This is a genomic window from Aeromonas sp. QDB30, from assembly GCF_027707645.1.
GTDB classification, from domain to species: Bacteria; Pseudomonadota; Gammaproteobacteria; order Enterobacterales; family Aeromonadaceae; genus Aeromonas; species Aeromonas caviae.
On record NZ_JAPCIY010000001.1, the window covers coordinates 66,939 to 84,454 of the forward strand.

The 17,516-nt window shown below is 62.6% G+C and carries 16 protein-coding genes; 10 read left to right on the forward strand and 6 right to left on the reverse strand.

Annotation, left to right across the window (positions count from 1 at the left end; genetic code table 11):
* Positions 1-65: 65 nt before the first annotated feature.
* Positions 66-806 (reverse strand): glycosyltransferase, encoded by a 741-nt coding sequence (locus tag PG896_RS00300; RefSeq protein ID WP_125117506.1) that lies wholly within the window; start codon positions 804-806, stop codon positions 66-68.
* A gap of 343 nt (positions 807-1,149) precedes the next feature.
* Here PG896_RS00300 and PG896_RS00305 point away from each other — a divergent pair, with 343 nt between their 5' ends.
* The 4 genes from PG896_RS00305 to PG896_RS00320 all read left to right on the forward strand — a co-directional run bounded on the left by PG896_RS00305 (position 1,150) and on the right by PG896_RS00320 (position 5,990).
* A complete protein-coding gene (locus PG896_RS00305) occupies positions 1,150-1,995 on the forward strand; it encodes a lytic transglycosylase domain-containing protein (RefSeq protein ID WP_042075010.1) in 846 nt (281 codons plus the stop codon).
* Positions 1,996-2,270: 275 nt separating this feature from the next.
* The gene (ettA, locus tag PG896_RS00310) at positions 2,271-3,938 is read left to right on the forward strand and encodes an energy-dependent translational throttle protein EttA (protein ID WP_201955916.1); all 1,668 of its coding nucleotides are present in this window, start codon (positions 2,271-2,273) and stop codon (positions 3,936-3,938) included.
* A gap of 111 nt (positions 3,939-4,049) precedes the next feature.
* Complete coding sequence (locus tag PG896_RS00315; RefSeq protein ID WP_270835286.1) at positions 4,050-4,379, forward strand: hypothetical protein; 330 nt, start codon at positions 4,050-4,052, stop codon at positions 4,377-4,379.
* A gap of 255 nt (positions 4,380-4,634) precedes the next feature.
* Positions 4,635-5,990 carry an NCS2 family permease gene (locus PG896_RS00320; protein ID WP_270835287.1) on the forward strand — a complete coding sequence of 452 codons (1,356 nt, stop codon included), beginning with the start codon at positions 4,635-4,637 and terminating at the stop codon, positions 5,988-5,990.
* Positions 5,991-6,075: 85 nt separating this feature from the next.
* On the opposite strand, the gene djlA is transcribed toward PG896_RS00320, so the two are convergent.
* From djlA to PG896_RS00335, 3 genes are read right to left on the reverse strand one after another with little or no spacing between them, the layout of a single operon-like run.
* Complete coding sequence (gene djlA / locus PG896_RS00325) at positions 6,076-6,900, reverse strand: co-chaperone DjlA (protein WP_102948878.1); 825 nt, start codon at positions 6,898-6,900, stop codon at positions 6,076-6,078.
* A 19-nt stretch (positions 6,901-6,919) separates the two neighbouring features.
* Entirely contained in the window at positions 6,920-7,588 is a 669-nt protein-coding gene (gene murU / locus PG896_RS00330; protein ID WP_113978122.1) for an N-acetylmuramate alpha-1-phosphate uridylyltransferase MurU, read from the reverse strand.
* Positions 7,585-8,595, reverse strand: coding sequence for an aminoglycoside phosphotransferase family protein (locus PG896_RS00335; RefSeq protein ID WP_113978123.1), 1,011 nt, complete (start codon positions 8,593-8,595; stop codon positions 7,585-7,587). Before PG896_RS00335 ends, murU begins: the two co-directional genes overlap by 4 nt.
* 174 nt (positions 8,596-8,769) lie before the next feature.
* On the opposite strand from PG896_RS00335, the gene lptD reads away from it, so the two are divergent.
* From lptD to PG896_RS00365, 6 genes are read left to right on the forward strand one after another with little or no spacing between them, the layout of a single operon-like run.
* Positions 8,770-11,202, forward strand: a complete 2,433-nt coding sequence (lptD, locus tag PG896_RS00340; RefSeq protein ID WP_270835288.1) for an LPS assembly protein LptD — start codon at positions 8,770-8,772, stop codon at positions 11,200-11,202.
* A gap of 30 nt (positions 11,203-11,232) precedes the next feature.
* Complete coding sequence (gene surA, locus PG896_RS00345; protein ID WP_010673209.1) at positions 11,233-12,525, forward strand: peptidylprolyl isomerase SurA; 1,293 nt, start codon at positions 11,233-11,235, stop codon at positions 12,523-12,525.
* A 50-nt stretch (positions 12,526-12,575) separates the two neighbouring features.
* Positions 12,576-13,571 carry a 4-hydroxythreonine-4-phosphate dehydrogenase PdxA gene (pdxA, locus tag PG896_RS00350; RefSeq protein ID WP_270835296.1) on the forward strand — a complete coding sequence of 332 codons (996 nt, stop codon included), beginning with the start codon at positions 12,576-12,578 and terminating at the stop codon, positions 13,569-13,571.
* Positions 13,561-14,373 carry a 16S rRNA (adenine(1518)-N(6)/adenine(1519)-N(6))-dimethyltransferase RsmA gene (gene rsmA / locus PG896_RS00355; protein ID WP_010673207.1) on the forward strand — a complete coding sequence of 271 codons (813 nt, stop codon included), beginning with the start codon at positions 13,561-13,563 and terminating at the stop codon, positions 14,371-14,373. Before pdxA ends, rsmA begins: the two co-directional genes overlap by 11 nt.
* Positions 14,374-14,377: 4 nt before the next feature.
* Positions 14,378-14,740, forward strand: a complete 363-nt coding sequence (gene apaG, locus PG896_RS00360; RefSeq protein ID WP_201932925.1) for a Co2+/Mg2+ efflux protein ApaG — start codon at positions 14,378-14,380, stop codon at positions 14,738-14,740.
* 6 nt (positions 14,741-14,746) lie between these two features.
* On the forward strand, positions 14,747-15,568 hold the full coding sequence (locus PG896_RS00365; protein ID WP_270835289.1) for a symmetrical bis(5'-nucleosyl)-tetraphosphatase: 822 nt from the start codon (positions 14,747-14,749) through the stop codon (positions 15,566-15,568).
* 126 nt (positions 15,569-15,694) lie between these two features.
* On the opposite strand, the gene PG896_RS00370 is transcribed toward PG896_RS00365, so the two are convergent.
* Positions 15,695-16,180: a 2TM domain-containing protein gene (locus PG896_RS00370; protein ID WP_041211140.1), complete on the reverse strand. Its 486-nt coding sequence runs from the start codon at positions 16,178-16,180 to the stop codon at positions 15,695-15,697.
* A 184-nt stretch (positions 16,181-16,364) separates the two neighbouring features.
* The gene (locus PG896_RS00375) at positions 16,365-17,354 is read right to left on the reverse strand and encodes a luciferase-like monooxygenase (protein WP_010673203.1); all 990 of its coding nucleotides are present in this window, start codon (positions 17,352-17,354) and stop codon (positions 16,365-16,367) included.
* Positions 17,355-17,516 lie beyond the last annotated feature (162 nt).

Here is a 17,516-nt window from a genome sequence, read left to right on the forward strand (position 1 = left end):
GCCTACATGGGGGGCGACCTCATCCCGGACCAGCCGGACCGATGACAACGAAAGCAGGGTGTCCATCACTCCAGCATCTCCCGGATCTCGACCACCTTGGAGCGGCGCTGCAACCACCAGACGCCGACCACGTCCACCAGCCCGACCCAGAGCCGGTTCCAGACGCCGTACTTGGAAACGCCCGCCTGCCGCGGCCTGTGGTTGACCGGCCAGGGGGACATGCGGCCCCCCTGGGCCTGGATCAGGGCCGGGATGTAGCGGTGCATGTGGTTGAAGCCGGGCAGGCGCAGATACCAGTCGCGGCGCACCACCTTGAGGCCGCAGCCGGTATCCGGGATGCCGTCCCGCAGCAGCAGATCGCGAAAACCGTTCGCCAGCCTGGACGAGAGGCGTTTCACCCAGTCATCCCGGCGAGTGACACGATGGCCGATGAGCCCGACCTGGCTCTTGTCCGCCGCGAAACGGCGCGTGGCCTCCTCCAGCATGGCGGGAATGTCCGCCGGATCGTTCTGGCCGTCTCCGTCCAGCACCACCAGCCAGTCGCCGCGCCCCTGGCGCACCCCGCTCAGCACCGCCATGCTCTGGCCGACGGCCCTGGCGTGGCGCACCACCCGCAGCCTGGTGAAGCGGGACTTCAGCTCGCACAGCAGGGCATAGCTGTCATCCTCGCTGCCATCATCCACGTAGATCAATTCGTACTCGTATCCGCCCCCCAGAGCGGCGTCGATTTCACTGATGAGGGGAGCCAGATTGTCCCGTTCATCCTTGGCTGGTACTACGACTGACACATCGACTGAATCACCCATATGAGCTTCCCGACAATGAAAATAATCCAAGGGATCCTGTTGCGCACATCATGAAGAAGGTGGACTGAGCGCCAGAACCTGCACAAATACAAGGTATTACATCATGATGATCGCAGTCTATCACCCGACAACTAACAATCGCATCAACTAAGAGGGGCAGCACAACAGCGCGGCCCTGCCCGCACCTCAGGTCGTCACCACCAGCAGAATCTTCTCCCGCCTAAAAGTTCCATACCGTTTTCGTCTCTGATGACCTGACACATAACCACATGTTCCATCGTCTGGCTGGCAGCCACCCCGTGGAGAACCTATATCTTCCGGACAAGCCAACGAGGTAACCATCATGCAGAGACTCTGCGCCTGGGGCTGGGGGCTGCTCCTGCTGTTGACCACGGCATCGGCCCATGCCGATGCATTTCGCCAGGCCCCCAAGGCGATGAGCGCCCTGCGCCAGGGCGCCGCCATGGAGCGCGGCAACCCGAGGCAGGCCATCGCCCACTACTGCACCGCCGCCAGCCTGGGCAACCCGGAAGCCTACTACCGCATCGGTCGCCTGCTGGCTCGCGGCCCCCAGGGGATACGCAACGCGCGCCACGCGAACGCCTACCTCGCCATGGCCATGCGCCTCGGCAATCAGCAGGCCGCCCGCTACTACAACGAGCGGGTCGGCAACGCCCCCCTCGGCACCTGTGGCGTCGGTGGCAGCGGAGGCGGCGCGCCCTGGGTGCGGCCCAGCACCCCCTTCGATCAGGACAGCTACCTGGCCCGCCAATCCACGAGCAAGCAGCAGCTGGCCAGCATGATCCGCCAGGCGGCCAAACGTCACAGAGTCAACCCCCAGCTGGCGCTGGCCATCGCCATCGCCGAGTCCAATCTGAACAGCGCCGCCGTCTCCCCCAAGCAGGCGCAGGGGGTCATGCAGCTCATCCCCGAAACCCAGGCCCGTTTCGGCGTGACCCGGCCGTTCGACGCCCGGCAGAACATCCGTGGCGCCATGATCTACCTGAAGTGGCTGGAGAAGCAGTTTGGCCCCGACTGGGTCAGGATCAGCGCCGCCTACAACGCCGGGGAGCAGGCCGTCCTGCGCCACGGCGGCGTGCCCCCCTATCGGGAGACCCAGGAGTACGTGCAGCGGGTGCTCTACTACTCGGGGCAGGATCCGGCCAAGGAGCGCCGGCTGCCACGCTGAGCGCCACCCGACGGCCGTCTCATCCGCACGAATCCTATCGGGCCAGGCTTAAGGAAATCTTAAGACAGGGCCCGGCACGCTCCTGTTCGCTGCCGCCTCTCGGCCGCTCGCCAGCCCCCTGGCTCCCCGCTCCCCGGCTTTGCCGCCCCCTCCCCATTGGTTTACAATCGACGGGTTTTTTGGAACCGGGTTGACGGCCCGTCGACCCGGCCCCACCACGACATCAGTTTGTTAATGCCAAGACATTAAACTGCTGAAAGGAAGAGAATTAGCCAATGGCTCAATTTATTTACACCATGAACAGGGTTGGCAAGGTCGTGCCGCCCAAGCGTCATATTCTCAAGAACATCTCCCTCTCCTTCTTCCCGGGGGCCAAAATAGGCGTGCTGGGTCTGAACGGCGCCGGGAAATCGACCCTGCTGCGCATCATGGCGGGTATCGACACCGAGATCGAAGGGGAAGCCCGTCCGCAGCCCGGCATCAAGATCGGCTACCTGCCCCAGGAGCCGAAGCTGGATCCGGAGCAGACCGTACGCGAAGCGGTCGAAGAGGCGGTCGGCGACGTCAAACGCGCCATGGCGCGCCTCGACGAGGTCTATGCAGCCTATGCCGACCCGGATGCGGATTTTGACAAGCTGGCCCGCGAACAGGGCGAGCTGGAAGCCATCATCGCCGCCCAGGGCGGTCACAACATGGAAAACCAGCTGGAGCGCGCGGCCGATGCCCTGCGCCTGCCGGCCTGGGATGCCCAGATCAAGCACCTCTCCGGTGGTGAGCGCCGCCGCGTGGCCCTGTGCCGCCTGCTGCTGGAAAAGCCGGACATGCTGCTGCTGGACGAACCGACCAACCACCTGGATGCGGAATCCGTGGCCTGGCTGGAGCGCTTCCTGCACGACTACGAAGGCACCGTCGTGGCCATCACCCACGACCGCTACTTCCTCGACAACGTGGCGGGCTGGATCCTGGAGCTGGACCGCGGCGAGGGCATCCCCTGGGAGGGCAACTACTCCTCCTGGCTGGAGCAAAAAGATGCCCGTCTGGCCCAGGAAGCGAGTTCCGAAGCCGCCCGTCGCAAGTCCATCGAGAAGGAACTGGAGTGGGTTCGTCAGAACCCGAAAGGCCGTCAGGCCAAATCCAAGGCTCGTATGGCTCGCTTCGAAGAGCTCAACACCAACGACTACCAGAAGCGCAACGAGACCAACGAGCTGTTCATTCCGCCCGGACCGCGCCTGGGCGACAAGGTGGTGGAGGTGGCCAACCTCTGCAAGTCCTATGGCGACCGCCAGCTGATCGACGATCTCTCCTTCTCCATTCCGAAGGGTGCCATCGTCGGCATCATCGGTCCGAACGGTGCCGGTAAATCGACCCTGTTCCGCATGATGTCGGGTCAGGAACAACCGGATTCCGGTTCCATCACCCTGGGTGACACCGTGGTGCTGGCCTCCGTGGATCAGTTCCGCGACAGCATGAACGACAAGAAGACGGTGTTCGAGGAAGTCGCCGACGGCCAGGACATCCTGCGCATCGGCAACTACGAGTTCCCGAGCCGCGCCTACATCGGCCGCTTCAACTTCAAGGGTTCCGACCAGCAGAAGCGGGTCGGCGAGCTCTCCGGTGGTGAACGTGGCCGTCTGCACCTGGCCAAGCTGCTGCAGACCGGCGGCAACGTGCTGCTGCTGGATGAACCGACCAACGATCTGGACATCGAAACCCTGCGCGCCCTCGAGAACGCCCTGCTGGAGTTCCCGGGTTGCGCCATGGTCATCTCCCACGACCGCTGGTTCCTCGACCGCATCGCCACCCACATCCTGGACTACCAGGACGAGGGCAAGATCGCATTCTTTGAAGGCAACTTCACCGAATACGAAGAGTGGAAGAAGAAGACCTACGGTGCCGAGGCTATCCAGCCGCGCCGCGCCAAGTACAAGCGCATTGCCAAGTAAGGCGAGGCAACAGCCGCGCCGCCAGGTATGACATCACAAGGGGAGCCGGAGCTCCCCTTTTTTGCCTCTTCTGACTTACAATCTCCACCTATTCCCCAGCGATAGCGACCCATGACCCAAGCCTCCACCACCAGACTCACCATCCAGATCCGGCTCGAACCCGGCTGCCTGGGGCCGGATGGCAAGCAGCACATCGATACCTTCTGCGCGGCCGCCAACCGGATCCTCGCCGCCATCGAACCCCGACGGGTGCACTGGGTGCTGCTGCCCCGCCATGACAAGCAACTGGCCGAGCAGGCCTACTTCCTTGATGGCCGCCCCTTGAGCGAAACCCAGGCCACCCTGCTGCTGCAACACATGGGGTTGGCCCTCGATCCCTTGCTGGAGCAGAGCGATGCCGTGCTGAGCCAGCTTATCGAACGCTACCAGAAAAACCGTTGATCCCGATGTGGAAACGGGGCTCTATTGGTCCCCTTTCTCCTGCCTCCGGGAGAAAACGTTTGAATTTTTACTCTATTCATTGATCCGCCTCGCACATCCGGGGTTTGTAAACCTGGCCGCCTGTGTGAAAATGTGCGCGCTGTCACGGTATCAGGACGAGTCTGGTCACTTCACCGCCAGAATCAGGGTCCGCCGCCCCGCATGGATGGGCCGGGCCCCCTGCTGCCTATTTCACGTCACCCATTGGAATCCAACATGAATCAACCACATCACGCTACCGGGCAGACCGCCAGCCCGGCTGCCGGGCAGGGATTGCTCGAGCGCCTGTTTGCCCTGCGCGGTCATGGCACCACGGCCCGCACCGAGGTGATCGCCGGCATCACCACCTTCCTGACCATGGTCTACATCGTCTTCGTCAACCCGCAGATCCTCTCTGCGGCCGGCATGGATACCCAGGCCGTGTTCGTTACCACCTGCCTCATCGCCGGTGTCGGCAGCATCCTGATGGGTCTGCTGGCGAACTTGCCCATCGCCCTGGCTCCCGCCATGGGCCTCAACGCCTTCTTCGCCTTCGTGGTGGTGGCTGGCATGGGCTACTCCTGGCAGGTCGGCATGGGCACCATCTTCTGGGGTGCGCTGGGCCTGCTGATCCTGACCCTGCTGCGGGTGCGTTATTGGCTTATCGGCAACATTCCGCTCACCCTGCGGGTCGGCATCACCGCCGGTATCGGTCTGCTGATCGCCCTGCTCGGCCTGCACAATGCCGGCATCGTGGTCGCGAGCCCCGCCACCATGGTGACCGTGGGCAACCTCACCTCCCTGCCCTGCCTGCTGGGTCTGCTCGGCTTCTTCCTGATCTGCATCTTCTCCGCCCGCGGCGTCCACTCCGCCGTGCTGATCGCCATCGTGGTCACCACGGCGCTGGGCTGGCTGTTTGGCGATGTCACCTTCAAGGGTTTCGTCTCCATGCCGCCCAGCATCGAGCCGGTGTTCGGCCAGCTGGATCTGATGGGCTCGCTCGACATCAGCCTCGCCGGGATCATCTTCTCCTTTATGCTGGTCAACCTGTTCGACTCCTCCGGCACCCTGATTGGCGTCACCAACCGCGCCAAGCTGGCTGATGACAAGGGGCACTTCCCGCGCATGAAGCAGGCACTGCTGGTCGATAGCGTGAGCTCGGTCGGCGGCGCCTTTATGGGCACCTCCTCGGTCACCGCCTTCATCGAGAGCAGCTCCGGCGTTGCCGTCGGCGGCCGTACCGGTCTGACCGCCATCGTGGTCGGCATCCTGTTCCTGCTGGCGATCTTCTTCTCTCCGGTCGCCGCCATGGTGCCGGCCTACGCCGCCGCTGGCGCCCTTATCTATGTGGGAGTGCTGATGTGCTCCGAGCTGACCCGGGTGAAGTGGGAAGATCTGACCGAAGCGGTACCGGCCTTCATGACTGCGGTGATGATGCCGTTCAGCTTCTCCATCACCGAGGGGATCGCCGTGGGCTTCATCTCCTACTGCGTGATGAAGGCGGGCACCGGCCGCTGGCGCGAGATCAACCCCTGCGTGCTGGTGGTGGCCCTGCTCTTCGTCCTCAAGTTTGTCTGGGTCGATGCCCACTGATTTTTCTTCCATGAAAAGAAAAACCAGACTCTGAAAACAAAAATGCCCGTCATCGACGGGCATTTTTTTATGGCGGGCTCAGGGCTCAGCGAATACCGCGGGCCTCACGGATCCACTCCCAGGCCTGCTGGATCTCCTGGGTCTTCTCCTTGGCCATCTCCATCATCTCGGGGGGTAATCCCTTGGCGGCCAGCTTGTCAGGGTGATGCTTGCTCATCTCCTTGCGATAGGCACGCTTGATCTCCTGATCGCTGTCGCTCTCGTTCACCCCAAGCAACTGATAGGCATCCTTGAGGCGATCCCGGGAGGGGGGCTCCTGGCGGTATTGCTGCCCCTGGCCACCGCCCTGCTGTTGCTGACGGTGGAAGAAGTTCATCTGGGCCTCGGCCATGGCCAGAATGCGGGCCAGCTCGATGCGACTGAACCCCAGCTCGTCGGCGATGGTTTGCAGGATGGCCCGCTCGTTCGCCTCTACCTGACCGTCGGCGAAGGCGGCCTGCAGCTGGACCTCGAGGAAGAAGCGCAGGATGTCGCGCTGCCCCAGGCTCGCCTGGCGAAACTCCGCCAGGGTCTCGCGCAGGGGGAAGTCCGCCTCCTTGCCAAGGCGGAACGACTCCTGAGCCCGTACCCGCTGCTCTCCGGCCAGCCGCATCCTGTCCATCAGGTTGGACGCGACCCGTATTTCGTGCTCGGTGACCTGGCCGCTCGCCTTGGCGATGTGGCCCATGACGGCGAAGGTGGCATGGAAAAAGACGGCCTGTTGCTGCTGGCTGGGTGCCCGCTGGAAGGCCCCACGGATCCCCATGCCCCGATCGAAGCGATGGCCGATCCACAGGCCCAGCAGGGCGCCGAAGATGTTGCCGAGCAGAAAACCGAAGAAGGTGCCAAGCACCTTGCCCCAAATACGCATGGTTCAAGACCTCGTGATGTTAATGGGTGCTGGCGAGCAGTTGCTCGTCCAGCTCGCGCAGCCGATCCACTGTGCCGATGTCGCGCCACTCGCCTGCCAGCAGGCTGCCACCCACCCGTCCCAGCGCCATCCAGTCGCGCAGCAGGGGGGCCAGCTTGCGCGCCCCGCAGGGCAAGCCGGCAAAGGCGGCGGGCTGATAGAGGCCGACGCCGCTGAAGGTGAGTGCCGGGGTGTCCAGCACCCGACCCGCTTGCAGGGAGAAGTCCCCTTGCGGATGCTGAGGAGGGTTGGGCACCAGCCAGAGGTGGGCGAGATCGTCCCCAAGCGGCTGGTTCACCAGAGCACGATAATCCAGGTCGAGCCAGGTATCGCCGTTGATCACCAGAAAGGGTTCGCAGCCCAGCAGGGGCAGCGCCTGCACGATGCCGCCGGCGGTCTCGAGCGCGCTCTCTTCGGCCGACCAGTGGATGGAGACCCCGAGTGCACTGCCATCGCCGAGGGCCGCCACCAGCTTGTGTCCGAGCCAGGCGTGGTTGATGACAAGTGTGGTCACGCCGGCTGCCTTGAGTTTTTCGATATGGTGCACGATGAGCGGCTTGCCCCCCGCCGCCAGCAGCGGCTTGGGCAGCAGATCGGTGAGCGGACGCATCCGCTCGCCGCGCCCGGCGGCCAGGATCATCGCCTTCATGGTGTCACCCCGGTGCGCGCCAATCCGGGCAGCACCACCTGCTCCAGCCACTGGCCGAAGCGGGCCAGCACCGGATAGGCGGCGCCATGGCTGCGACAGACATCAACGACGTAGCCCAGGGTACGGGGAATGTCCTTGAGGTAGCCGGCCTTGCCATCGCGGTGATAGAGGCGGGTGAAGATCCCCGCCGCCTTGAGGTGGCGCTGCATGCCGGTGAGATCGGCTGCGCGACGAAACGCGGCATAGTCCAGATTGCCGAGCAGACCGGCCCCTTGCAGGGTGTCGAAGCCAAGTCGCATGCCCTGCTCGATCACCACGTCCGGCCAGCGCACGTAGCAATCTTTCAGCAGCGAGACCAGGTCATAGCTCAGCGGCCCGATGACCATGTCCTGGAAGTCGATAAGGGCGAGGTCGCTCTCCTTCGGGTTCGTCCCGCCACACACCATCAGGTTGCGGCTGTGGAAGTCCCGGTGCATCACTCCTTGTGGCTGGGCCAGGTTGCTCGCCGTGAGGCAGGCGAAGGTCTCCGCCAGCAACTGCTGCTCTTCATCACTCAGGGCCAGTTGCAAGTGATGTCCCAGCAACCACTCGGGGAAGATGGCATTTTCGCGGGCCATGAAGGCCTCATCGAAGGGCTCGAGCTCGAGCGCCACGGCGCCGAGCCTTGGCAGCAGGGCGATGGCCTTGCCATACCAAGCCAGTACGCTCGCTTCGTCCAGGCAGCCGATAAGCTGGGTATCCCCCAGGTCCGTCACCGCCAGCAATCCCTGCTCGTAGTCGACCCCCTTTACCTCGGGGGCCAGCAGCCCCGCATCGTGCAGGGCGGCCGCATTGCGAACGAATTCATGATTTTTTTCAGTTTTCGGATTAGCATCCACCCACACCAGACCGCCGCCCCGGAAGTAGCGGCGGAAACTGGCGTCACCGGAAATAAGCGTCAACGAGAGGTTGGCGTCACCGGAAATCCGGCGAGCCCATTGCAAAAGCAGGGAAGCGCGATCGTGCATGAGTCGGGAACCAAATTGGAAAGCAGCACTTGGCTGTTAGCCCTGGCCGCAATAATGCTTTATCATTGCCGGCTAACATAAAGCAATGACATGCAATGTCAACTCGATGGATCCTGACATAAAATGCATGCCCTGAATCCACCGTTTTTACTACGGATTGCGCGAGCCTTTCACATGACAAAATGGACACTGGGATACTCCTGTCCCATCGCCCTGACCATCAGCCTTGTTCCTGCCCTGAGCCCGCTCATGGCCCAGGCAGCGCCACTCAATGCGCCACCCGCTACCGGGATCCTCGACAGCCTCTGCTATGACTATGTCCCCAAGATAGAGAAGCCCAGTGCGGGCCAGGACGCCAATGCCCAGCCCGTCGAGGTGGATGCCGATCGCCTGGAGGCCAAGCAGGGCGGTACCGCCGTCTACGAGGGTGACGTCAAGGTGCGCCAGGGCGTGCGCAAGTTCGACTCCGACTATGCCCAGCTCGACCAGAAGAGCCGGGATGTCATCGCCATCGGCAACATCTATTACAACGATGGCCAGATCACGGTCACCAGCGACAAGACCCTGAAATCCAACCTGGACACCAAGAACTCCGAGCTGGAAGAGGGCAAGTATCAGGTCCATGGCTCACCGGTGCGCGGCTTCGCCGAAAAGCTGACCATGACCAACAACAACCAGAACATCACTCTGGAAGGGGCCCAGTACACCACCTGCCCACCGGGCCAGGAGGCCTGGACCCTGAAGGCCGGCAGCATCGACATCGATCAGTCCGAGGTATTCGGGGAGGCCTGGAACGCCAGCCTCTGGCTCTATGACTATCCGGTCTTCTACTTCCCCTATATCAACTTCCCCATCAAGGATGAGCGCAAGACCGGTCTGCTCTACCCGGGCTATACCCAAAGCTCCAAGAACGGCATGGACATCACCCAGCCGTTCTACTGGAACATCGCCCCCAACTACGATGCCACCATCACCTCCCGCTTCATGGACAGACGGGGCCTGATGGAACAGGTCGAGTTCCGCTACATGCCGGACCCGGCCCACGTGGGGAGCCTTTACTTCGAGAACTTGGCGGACGACAAGCAGTACGACGAGACGGCCAGCCTCAATCAGCATCTCTCTGATGGTCACCGTTACCTGCTCAGTGCCCGCCACACCTCCATGTTCATGGACAACGCCATGCGGGTGTCGGTGGACTACACCAAGGTACGGGACCAGGACTACAACTACTTCAACGACTTCACCCCCAAGGTGGGGACCCAGGTCGACAACCAGTTGCAGCAATCCCTGAAGGCGGGTTACTACCAGCAGAACTGGAACCTCGATGCCGAGGTACGGACCTACCAGATCCTGCTGGCCAGCGCCCAGCAGCCCCACGAGCTGATGCCGCGCATCAACCACAACTACTACCAGCAGGGCAGCTGGTACGATCTGGCCTGGAATACCGAACTGACCAACTTCGGCTACAACAACGATCAGGCCATCGAGCAGAACAAGGGTGAAGCCTACACCGGCACCCGGGTCTACACGGCCCCCACCCTGACCATCCCTCTCGTTGACGAGGCGGGTTACTTCCTCGACAGCCAGTACAAGCTGATGTACACCCGTTACGACCAGACGGTGCCTGACCAGATGAGCAGCACCTTCACCAATCGTTTCACCCCGAGAGAGGGCGGCGACGTCACCCTGGAAGAGGGGACCATCACCCGGGTACTGCCCTCGTTCCGTCTCAAGGGCGGCATGACCTTCGAGCGGGATCAGCAGTGGTTTGGCGAGGGCGCCAACCAGACCCTGGAGCCTGAATTCCAGTACCTCTATGTGCCCTACAAGGATCAGGACAACATTGGTGTCTATGACTCCACCACCATGCGCCAGGACTACTACAGCCTCTTCAGCGATCGCCGCTTCGCCGGTCTGGACCGCATCAGCGACTCCAACCGGCTCTCCTTGGGGGTCACCACCCGCATTTATGATCCGGCCGGGGATGAACGAATCCGGTTGGCCGTTGCCCAAGCCTTCGACTTCGTGGCGCCCAGGGTCAAGCTTTACAGCAGCGATGAGCTGAGTACCAATACCCGCTCCCCGCTGTCGTTCGAGGGTGACGCCAAGATCAACGAGCAGTGGTATGCCCATGCGGGGGCACAATATGATATGGAACAGCGCCAGATAAGCTCTGCCAACAGCGCCCTGGAATACCGTCACGAGAAGTTGATCAGCCAGTTGAACCACCGCTTCGTGCGGGATGCCAACTACGACCTCGACCACAAGGGCCAGGTGACGGATCTCAACCAGATCGGCCTGCTGCTGACCACCCCGCTGGACGATCGCTGGCACCTTTATGGCGGCTACTATCAGGAGCTCAACCAGAACGTCAAAGTGGACCGCAAAGTGGGCCTGAAATACGACTCCTGCTGCTGGAGCATCAACTTCAACCTGGAATGGGTCAACACGCCAGATAACGTGAACAATACATCCACTGCCGAGCGCAGTTTCGGCATTCAATTTGAAATGAAAGGATTGGGTAGCGTGGGTACCGGCTCCAAGGGCACTTCCCTGGACACCGAAGCACTGCCTTACATTCGTCCGTTTAACCTGCGAGACCAGTAACCGGTCTGGCAAACGCCTTGAGAGATGGATATGAAGAAGACGTTGATTTCCCTGCTGACCGCAGGCCTGTTCGGAGTCATGAGCCAGGGTGCCCTCGCCGCCCCCGAGCTGATGGACAAGGTGCTTGCCGTGGTCAACAAGGATGTGGTGCTGGCCAGTCAGCAGGAGGCCCTGGTGCAAAAGGTCAAGGCCTCCGCCCAGGAGAGCGGCCAGTCCCTGCCCGATGACGTCACCCTGCGCAAGCAGGCGCTGGATCGGCTGATCCAGGAGAGCCTGCAACTGCAACTGGCGGAGCGCCAGGGGCTCAAGATCAGTGACACCCAGCTGGAACAGGCCATCCAGAGCATTGCCGCCGACAACAAGATGAACCTGGAGCAACTGCGCGCCCAACTGGAGCGGGAAGGCCTGACCTACGCCCAGTACCGTGAGGAGGTGCGCCGCGAGATCCTGATGAACGAGGTGCGCCGCAGCCAGGTCCGCCGTCGCATCAACATCTCCGATCAGGAGGTCAAGCAGGTGGTCGAGGCCCTGAGCAAACAGGGCCAGCAGCAGACGTCATATCATATCGGCCATATCCAGGTTGCGCTGCCGGACAACCCGAATGCCGAGCAGCTCAACGCTGCCAAGGCCAAGATCGAGCGCATTCTGGCGTCCCTGAAAGAGGGGGCCGACTTCCGCAAGCTGGCTATTGCCGAGAGTAACGGTCCCAAGGCGCTGGAAGGGGGTGACTGGGGCTGGTTGAGCCCGCAGGAGATGCCCACCCTGATGGCGGAAGCCGTGCAAGGGGCAGGCAAGGGTGACATCGTCGGCCCGCTGCGCTCCGGCGCCGGTCTGCACATCATCAAGATCTTCGACACCAAGGGTCAGCAACAGGTCATGCAGACCGAGGTGAAGGCGCGCCACATCCTGATCAAGCCCTCCATCATCCTGAGCGAGGAGAAGGCCAAGGGCACCCTGGACGGCATCCTGCACGACATCAAGAGCGGCAAGGCCAGCTTTGCCAGCATGGCAGAGAAATACTCCGAGGATCCGGGCTCTGCGGTGCAGGGTGGCGAGCTGGGCTGGTCTGATCCCAACGTCTATGTGCCGGAATTCCGCGACATGCTGGGGCGCCTGCAACCGGGCCAGATCAGCGAACCCTTCCGCACCAGCCACGGCTGGCACATCGTACAGCTCGAGGATCGCCGCAGCCAGGACGCCACCGGCAAGGCCCAGGAGCAACGCGCCTACCAGCTCATCTTCAACCGCCGCTTCGCCGAAGAGTCCCAGGCCTGGCTGGATGAGCTGCGCGACGAAGCCTACATCCAGATCGAACCCAATTGATGGGCGACAAGCAGATGAACAAGGCGCATCCAGGGCACGCCGAGGCACAGCTGAGCTGCCACCGGCTTGCCATCACCCCGGGTGAACCGGCTGGCATAGGCCCGGATCTGGTCCTGCAGATTGCCCAGCGGGCCTGGCCCCATCAGCTGGTTGTGATCGCCGATCCCGCCCTGTTGCGCGAACGGGCCGCCCTGCTGGGGCTGCCCGTCGAGCTTGAACCCTATGACGAAAGCGCCCCCACCCGTCCGCAGCGGGCGGGGACTCTGACCGTCTGCCCCGTGCCGCTCGGCGCCCCCGTGGTGCCAGGCAAGCTGGATGAGGGCAACGGCGCCTATGTGCTGGCCACCTTGCAGCGCGCCTGCGACGGCAACCTGAGCGGCGAATTTGCCGCCGTGGTGACCGGGCCGGTGCACAAGGGGATCATCAACCAGGCGGGCGTCTCGTTCAGCGGTCACACCGAGTTCTTCGCCCAGCAGTCCGACACCGCCGATGTGGTGATGCTGCTGGCCACCGAAGGGCTGAGAGTGGCCCTCGCGACCACCCATATTCCCCTTGCCTATGTGGCCAAGGCCATCACCGAGGATCGCCTTGGCAAGGTGATCCGCATCCTGGATGCGGATCTCAAGCGCAAGTTCGGCATCGAACACCCCCGGATCTATGTCTGCGGCCTCAATCCCCATGCCGGGGAAGGGGGTCATCTGGGCCGTGAAGAGATCGATGTCATCGAACCCGCCCTGGTCGCCCTGCGCCAGGAAGGGATCGATCTGGTCGGCCCGCTGCCGGCCGATACCCTGTTCCAGGACAAATACCTCAAGGATGCGGATGCGGTACTCGCCATGTACCACGATCAGGGGCTGCCCGTGCTCAAGTACAAGGGCTTTGGCAACTCGGTCAACATCACCCTCGGACTTCCCTTCATCCGTACCTCGGTGGACCACGGCACCGCGCTGGATCTGGCAGGCAAGAACCTGGCAGACCCCGGCAGCCTCACCACCGCGATCAACCACGCCATCCAGATGGTAGAGAAAAAAAGATATGAGCAGTAAGGTGCACATGGGCCACACGGCCCGTAAGCGTTTCGGTCAAAACTTCTTGCACGACCGGTATGTGATCGACCAGATAGTGGCCGCCATCAACCCGCAACCGGGTCAGAATCTGGTGGAGATAGGCCCGGGTCTGGCCGCGCTCACCGAGCCGGTCGCCGCCCAGATGGACAAGATGACCGTGGTCGAGCTGGACCGGGATCTTGCCGCACGTCTGCGCGAACACCCCACCCTGAAAGAGAAGCTGACCGTCATCGAAGCCGATGCCATGCGCTTTGACTTCAGCACCCTGATGGGGGAAGGCAAGGGGCCGCTGCGCATCTTCGGCAACCTGCCCTACAACATCTCCACCCCCCTCATCTTCCACCTGTGCGAATTTGCCGACCGGGTGGAGGACATGCACTTCATGCTGCAAAAGGAAGTGGTGCTGCGTCTGGCCGCCGGCCCGGGCAGCAAGGCCTATGGCCGTCTGAGCGTGATGACCCAGTACTACTGTCAGGTAGTGCCGGTGCTGGAAGTGGGCCCGGGCGCCTTCAAGCCGGCGCCGAAGGTGGATTCCGCCGTGGTGCGTCTGATCCCGCACAAGAACCCGACCATCGTCGCCAAAGACATTCGTTGCCTGAACCGGGTCTGCACCGAAGGCTTCGGCCAGCGTCGCAAGACCATTCGCAACAGCTTCTCCAACTTCATCACCGACGCCCAGCTGACCGAGCTTGGCATCGATGGCAACCTGCGCCCGGAGAATCTCTCCCTCGAGCAGTTCGTCACGATCGCCAACTGGCTGGCCGACCAGCAACAGGCCTGATCCCATGACCCAAGCCCGGATAGTGGTCCGCCCCCACCCCAGCTATGTGGCGGGAACCGCAGATCCCTACCATTTTCTCTATCGCATCGAGATTGAGAACCTGGGTCCGGGCACGGCGCAACTGCTGCATCGACGCTGGCTCATTACGGATGCCAATGGCAAGATGCTGGAAGTGGAAGGTCCCGGCGTGGTCGGTGAACAACCCCTTATCGCCCCCGGCGAGACATTTTCCTACCAGAGTGGCGTTCCCCTCGCCACACCGCTTGGCGTGATGGAAGGCAGCTACATCCTGCAGGATGAATCGGGGCAACAATTCGAAGCCCCCATCGCCCCCTTCACGCTGGCCGTCCCCAACATAATCAACTGAGGTTTCATGGCGAACTGTTTCGTCGGTGATATCCAGGGCTGCTACGACGATTTGCGCCGTCTGCTGGATCTTGCCGAGTTCGACTTCGATAACGACACGCTCTGGCTGTGCGGCGATCTCGTCGCCCGGGGGCCGGACTCCCTCAACACCCTGCGTTTCGTCAAATCACTGGGGCAGCAGGCCGTCACCGTGCTCGGCAACCACGACCTGCATCTGCTGGCGGTAGCCCACGGGGTCGCCCCGCTCAAGAAGAAAGACAAGCTGCAGGCGCTGATGGAGGCCCTGGATCGGGACGAGCTGCTGGAGTGGCTGCGTCACCGTCCCCTGCTGGCAGAACACCCCGACCTGCCCATCATGATGGTGCATGCGGGCCTCTCCCCCGCATGGGACGCCCACACCGCCCGCAGTTGTGCCCGGGAGGTGGAGAGCCTGCTGCGCGGGGATCAGTACAGCTGGCTGCTGCACAACATGTATGGCGATCAGCCCGACAGCTGGAACGACAACCTGCTAGGCATAGAGCGTTACCGCTACATCATCAACAGCTTCACCCGGATGCGCTTTTGCTACTTCGACGGGCGCCTCGACTTCAAATGCAAGAAGGGCCCCACCGAATCGACCCCGGGCCTGCGCCCCTGGTTCGAGCAGCGCGAGCACCATGTGGATGACCCCATCCTGGTCTTCGGCCACTGGGCGGCCCTGATGGGCAACACCGGCAAATCCGATATCAAGGGACTCGACACCGGGTGCGTCTGGGGCAACAGCCTCACCCTGTGGCGCTACGAGGACGACGCCCTGATCGCCACCCCCTGCCCGGCCTATGCCAAGTAGAGCGGCTCTCTGCGGAACATGGGAATGATCCGCCGTTGAGAGGAGAGCAATGCCCTCTCCTGCGAAATGGAGCTGAAAACAGAACGGGCCCGGCAATGCCGGGCCCGTTTTTTCATGATGAGCGGATCAGAGCCTGCGCCCCAGCCGTTTCTCGACCTGACGCCGCTCCCATTCCGGGCCAAACAGCTTGAAGGGCTGGAACAGGTTGATGGCGTGAGAAGCCAATCCCAACCCCCAGCCCAGCATGGGCCACCAGGCCCAGATATAGTCCGGGTTGCTCAGGTAGTTGATGACAAACAGCCCCCCTATCACCAGCACATAGCTCATGAGGTGGCCGTAGAAGCCCCTGAGCCCCTCCACGAACTTCATCGCCTCCCGCTCATCCCGCGCCACCTGCACGCGTCCCCGATCTTCGCCCTCATTCCCTTTCATCTCGCTCTCCTGCAGTTGGGTCACATCGAGCTCGAAGACGGCGGCCAGGGCCTTGAGGGATTCCAGTCCGGGTTGCTGGCCCTGCTCTATTCGCTGAATGGTGCGAACGCTCAGGCCAGTGAGGGTCGCCAGCTGTTCCTGGGACCATCCCCGTTGCAATCTCAACTTCCTGACGATCATCTTGCGCTCCTTGTGGTGATTGACAGGGCCAGCATAGGGGAAGGGGATGAGAGGCGACACGACAGATGGCCGACACTCACCTGACTTCCTTTAAAAATCATAAACTTACTACCACGCAATCGTGGCCTTTTCGCCCCGAGCAGCCAGGCTTGGCGTGCCGCTGGCGACCAGACGTCACGGGGGGTTACAACCCCTGCATCAGCTCGGCACCAATCTCGAAGGAGCGCAGGCGCGCCTGATGATCGACGATGGGGCCGTTGAACATCAGCTCGTCCGCTCCGGTCTCTGCCAGCAGAGCCTTGAGGCCGTGGCGTACCCGATCCGGCTCCCCCACCAGGGAGCGAGCCAGGGTCTGCTCCATCGCCATCAATTCGCGGGGAGACCACTCATCCCCCAGCGTCTGCACCGGCAGTGGCAGCTTGCCGGCATCCCCCCGGTAGAGACGCAGGAACTGCTGCTGCAGGGTGGTGAACAGGAAGCGGGCCTCACGGTCGGTGTCGGCGGCGATCAGATTGACGCACACCACCGCATGGGGTTTGGGCCAGCGGGCAGAGGGGCGGTATTGGGTACGGTAGATCTCCAGCGCCTGCAGCAACATGGCGGGAGCGAAGTGGGAAGCAAAGCCGAACGGCAACCCCATGGCCGCAGCCAGTTGGGCACTGTAGAGGCTGGAGCCCAGCAGCCAGATGGGCACATGGAGTCCCTGACCCGGCACCGCCTGCACGGCACCGACCTCGTCGCCGAAATAACTCATCAGTTCGCGTACATCCGCCGGGAAGTCATCCACCTCGCCGCTGCGCTGGCGGCGCAGCGCCTGCATGGTGCGCTGATCGCTGCCAGGGGCGCGGCCCAGGCCGAGATCGATGCGATCCGGATACAGGGAACTCAGCGTGCCGAACTGCTCCGCAATGACCAGGGGGGAGTGGTTCGGCAACATGATGCCGCCAGCTCCGAGCCGCAACGTCGTGGTGCCCCCGGCCAGGTGGCCAATCAGCACCGCTGTGGCGGCGCTGGCAATGCCCGGCATGTTGTGGTGCTCCGCCAGCCAGTAGCGGTGGTAACCCCAGCGCTCCGCATGGCGAGCCAGATCCAGCGAGTGGCGAAACGACTCGGCCGGCAGACCACCTTCGGGAACGGGCACCAGATCCAGCACGGAATAGGGGACGACAGACATGGGACACTCCATTGGTTCACAGGGCGTTTATCAGGGGAGCAATGTAGCACGAGATATCTGAACGAATCATCTCACCACAGGGCAAGGGCGCAGCGCGAAGGCTGGCTGTTGATTTGGGGCTGAAGAGCGCAAGATCGAGTCCTAGGCTTTTTGTCATCCAGC